The following is a 3,874-nucleotide window of genomic DNA, read 5'->3' as shown; positions in this document are numbered from 1 at the left end:
CTCCTGATGCTCTTCGCCGCCGCCGTCTTCCTCGGCAACGTCCTCATCTGGACTGTTTGAAGCTCACTTGATCGGGCAGCTCGGGTCCAGCCGCATGTCGAGATAATCGTCCACCGCCTTCATCAGCTGCGGCATCTCGTTCACGAAGAAGTGGTTCGCGCCCGGCACGGTCGAATGGTGGATGGTGATGTGCCGCTGGGTGCGGAGCTTGTCGACCAGCTTCTGAACGGCGCTCGGAGTTACCACTTCGTCCGCCTCGCCTTGGATGATGATGCCCGAGGAGGGGCAGGGGGCGAGGAAGGTGAAATCGTACATGTTGGCGGGCGGAGCGATCGAGATGAAGCCGCGCACCTCGGGCCGCCGCATCAAGAGCTGCATTCCGATCCACGCGCCGAAGCTTACGCCTCCCACCCAGGTCTGCTCCGCTTCCGGATGGACCTGCTGCACCCAGTCAAGTGCGGAGGCGGCGTCCGAAAGCTCGCCGATGCCGTTGTCGAAGATGCCCTGACTCTTGCCGACGCCGCGGAAGTTGAACCGCAAGGTGGCGAAGCCGCGGCGGACGAACGTCTTGTAGAGCGCCTGCACGATATGGTTGTTCATCGTGCCGCCCGCCTGCGGATGCGGGTGGAGGATCATCGCAACGGGCGCCCGCGGGCGCGGCCCCGGCTGGAAACGGCCTTCGAGACGGCCCTCGGGACCTGGGAAAATGACTTCGGGCATCGCACCTGAGCTTGGCTAAAATGACAGGAACGCGCATTGGCATGCCAAGCGCGGGAAGCGGCCCCTATATAGAGAGGCGGGCCCTGTTAGCAATCGGAGCCGGAGTGAGCCAGAAGCGCATCTATCTCGATCATGCCGCGACGACGCCGGTCCTGCCGGCGGCGCGCGAGGCGATGGCCGAGGCGCTGGAGCGCTGGCACAATCCCAGCTCGCCGCATGCGGAAGGGCGGGCGGCGAAGGCGGCGCTGGAGGATGCGCGGGCACGCGTCGCTTCGGCCCTCGGCTGGGGGGGCAAGGTGATCTTCACTTCCGGCGCGAGCGAGGCGCTGGCGATCGCGCTCGGCCGCGCCCAGGGCGGCAAGAGGTACGTGTCCGCGGTCGAGCATGACGCCGTGTTCCGGGCAGCGCCCGATGCGGAGCGGCTCCCGGGCGGCAGGGACGGGATCATCGATCTCGGCTGGGTGAACGGCGAAAGACCGGTCGTCGCCGTCCAGCACGCGAACAACGAGACCGGCATCCTGCAGCCGCTCGGGCGGCTCGCCGGTGAGGTGAGGGCGAAGGGCGGCATCCTGGTCGCCGACTGCGCCCAGACGGCCGGCAAGCTCCCGCTCCCCGACGCCGACATGATCGCGATCTCCGCGCACAAGTTCGGCGGCTCTCCCGGCATCGGTGCGCTCCTCGTCCGCGACCTCTCGCTGCTGGAGCCGACCGGCGGGCAGGAGCAAGGTTATCGCGCCGGCACCGAGAACCTTCCCGCAATCCTCGGCATGGTCGCCGCCCTCGAAGCAGGCTCGGATTGGTTGGAGCAGGCCGCCGCTCTCCGGCAGCGGCTGGAAGCCGCGGTCACCGCAGCCGGCGGCGAAGTGGTCGGCGCCGCCGCTTCTCGCATCCCCACGATCGGCGCCTACCGCATGCCGGGCGTCCCATCGAACGCGCAGCTCATCCAGTTCGACATGGCCGGGATCGCCGTCTCGGCCGGAAGCGCCTGCTCGTCGGGCAGCCTCAAGGCCAGCCACGTCCTCGCCGCCATCGGCTGGGACGAGCCCGCCGCCCGCGAGGTGATCCGAGTCAGTTTCGGTCGCGACACCAGCGAGGCCGAGATCGACCGCTTCGCGGACATGTGGGCGGGCATGGCCGCTAGGCGCCGCTCCGCATGATCTATCTGGACTATCAGGCGACGACGCCGCTCGCGCCCGAAGCCGCCGCGGCGATGCGCCCGTGGCTCGAGACGAATTTCGGCAACCCCCACAGCCCCCACCGCGCTGGCCGCGAAGCCGCCGCGGCGATCGAAGTGGCGCGGGGGCGGGTGCTGGACGCGCTGCAGGAAGGGGGGCGCTCCGGGAATCTCTACTTCACCTCCGGAGCCACCGAGGCCGCCAACTGGGCCCTCAAGGGCGCCGCCTCCCGCCTCCCCCAAAACCGCCGCCGCATCGTCACCCTCGCCACCGAGCATGCCTGCGTCCTCGACACCGTCGAGTGGCTCGGCACCCAAGGCTTCGACACCGACATTCTCCCGGTGCGAGCCGACGGCTTGCTTGATCTCGATCTCCTCGCCGCCCGCGTGGACGACCGCACCGGCCTCGTCGCGGCCATGCTCGTCAACAACGAGATCGGCGTCATCCAGCCCGTGGAGGAAATCGGGCGCATCGCCCGGGACGCGGGCGCGCTCTTCTTCTGCGATGCGGTGCAGGCGCTCGGCCGTGTGCCCGTGCCGCTCGGCGCCTGCGACATGGTCGCGTTCTCCGCGCACAAGGTTCATGGCCCCAAGGGGATCGGTGCCTTGTGGGTGAGGGAAGGGGTTCCGCTCGATCCGCTCCTCCACGGCGGCGGGCAGGAGGGCGGCATCCGTTCGGGAACGCTTTCCCCGGCGCTTTGCGTCGGTTTCGGCGAAGCGGCGCGGCTGCTCGCGGCGCAGGCGGAGCAGGACCACGCCCATGTCGAGCGGCTCTGGCGGACGGCGCTTTCCGTGCTCGGCGACCGCTGGAGCCTCAACGGCTCCGCCGAACGGCGCTACCACGGCAACCTCAACATCCGCGGCGACGGCATCGACGCGGCCCGCCTTATCTCGGAGCTCCGCCAGGTCGCCTTCTCCGCGGGCTCGGCCTGCGCGAGCGGTTCCGGGCGCACCAGCCACGTCCTGTCGGCGCTCGGCTTACCGGGGAGAGACGCCCGCTCCAGCATCCGCCTCGGCTTCGGCCGATACACGAGCGAGGACGACCTCGTGCAGGCGCTCACGCTGATCGACGATACCGCGAGCCGCCAGCGGAGCTTCGCCGCATGACATTGGTGCGCTTCATCTCGGCCGATGGCAGCAAGATACGCGAAGTCGAGGCGGAGCCGGGCGAGCGCCTGCTCTGGCTCGCCCAGGCCGCCGATCAGCCGCTCGAAGGTACGTGCGAGGGGCAGATGGCCTGCTCCACCTGCCATGTCATCGTCGATGCCGCCGATTTCGCGAGGCTTCCTTCGCCAAGCGAGGAGGAGGAGGACCTGCTCGATTTCGCCGCCAGCGTCACCCGCCACTCGCGCCTCGCCTGCCAGATCTGGATCGAGGAGGGGTGGGAAACGCTCACCGTCCGGATGCCGGGCTCGGTCAGGAACATGCAGGGCCGCTGAGCTCCCGTCAGACGTCCCGGATCGGGGTATGGCTGGACGTGCCGCGGATCAGATAGACGGCGCGCAGGCACTCGGCGTGGTCGGCGTAGCTCTCACCGCTGGTGATGGTCTCGTCGTTCGCGCATTTCAGCCTCCATCGCCACCCGCCGTCGGCGCCGGGGGTGTCGCCGCCGCTCGCGCTGTCCTGCCGATAGATTTCGAAATACACGGCCCGAAGTCCCCCATTCCTGCTGCTCCGCCTGCGTTTCCCGGACGAATCGCCGGCGCGGCCCGGAAGCTTATCACGCGGTCCCGGGCGCTGCCGCGTTCTTTTCGCCGGCTTTCCGGAGGAGGGTGCTCAGCCGCCTTGTCTCTCCCGGCGCAATCGCACGGCCCGGGGCATCGCCGGCCGCGTTAGAGGATGATCACGGGTTCGGGGTCTCGACGGAGGCCCCGGAGGCCGCGCGCTCGATCCGGATGTCCGGGACCTCTCCCGAGGGCGTCCGGTATTCCGCGAGCACCCGGCTTCGCACCGCCTCCACGCGGTCGGTGCCCATCAGGC

At 69.4% G+C, this 3,874-nt stretch carries 5 protein-coding genes; 3 read left to right on the top strand and 2 right to left on the bottom strand.

The annotated features are described in order from the left end of the window. Positions 1-63: 63 nt before the first annotated feature. Entirely contained in the window at positions 64-720 is a 657-nt protein-coding gene (locus VF662_RS03525) for an alpha/beta hydrolase (protein WP_464137744.1), read from the bottom strand. 104 nt (positions 721-824) lie between these two features. Between VF662_RS03525 and VF662_RS03520 the strand changes: the two genes are divergently transcribed. From VF662_RS03520 to VF662_RS03510, 3 genes are read left to right on the top strand one after another with little or no spacing between them, the layout of a single operon-like run. Continuing rightward, positions 825-1,877, top strand: a complete 1,053-nt coding sequence (locus VF662_RS03520) for a cysteine desulfurase family protein (protein ID WP_464137742.1) — start codon at positions 825-827, stop codon at positions 1,875-1,877. Beyond that, positions 1,874-3,001 (top strand): cysteine desulfurase family protein, encoded by a 1,128-nt coding sequence (locus VF662_RS03515; RefSeq protein WP_464137741.1) that lies wholly within the window; start codon positions 1,874-1,876, stop codon positions 2,999-3,001. Before VF662_RS03520 ends, VF662_RS03515 begins: the two co-directional genes overlap by 4 nt. Then, positions 2,998-3,333: a 2Fe-2S iron-sulfur cluster-binding protein gene (locus VF662_RS03510; RefSeq protein ID WP_464137739.1), complete on the top strand. Its 336-nt coding sequence runs from the start codon at positions 2,998-3,000 to the stop codon at positions 3,331-3,333. Before VF662_RS03515 ends, VF662_RS03510 begins: the two co-directional genes overlap by 4 nt. 7 nt (positions 3,334-3,340) lie before the next feature. On the opposite strand, the gene VF662_RS03505 is transcribed toward VF662_RS03510, so the two are convergent. After that, positions 3,341-3,541 carry a YegP family protein gene (locus VF662_RS03505; protein ID WP_464137737.1) on the bottom strand — a complete coding sequence of 67 codons (201 nt, stop codon included), beginning with the start codon at positions 3,539-3,541 and terminating at the stop codon, positions 3,341-3,343. Positions 3,542-3,874 lie beyond the last annotated feature (333 nt).

It is taken from the genome of Allosphingosinicella sp., assembly GCF_036387215.1.
GTDB lineage: Bacteria > Pseudomonadota > Alphaproteobacteria > Sphingomonadales > Sphingomonadaceae > Allosphingosinicella.
The sequence above is the reverse complement of the archived record's forward strand: the minus strand, read 5'-3'. Positions and strand labels throughout refer to the sequence as shown.

Bases quoted from the DNA above. Each gene is read 5' to 3' on its own strand.
- VF662_RS03525 (WP_464137744.1), bottom strand. From the start codon at position 720: ATGCCCGAAGTCATTTTCCCAGGTCCCGAGGGCCGTCTCGAAGGCCGT.
- VF662_RS03515 (WP_464137741.1), top strand. From the start codon at position 1,874: ATGATCTATCTGGACTATCAGGCGACGACGCCGCTCGCGCCCGAAGCC.
- VF662_RS03510 (WP_464137739.1), top strand. From the start codon at position 2,998: ATGACATTGGTGCGCTTCATCTCGGCCGATGGCAGCAAGATACGCGAA.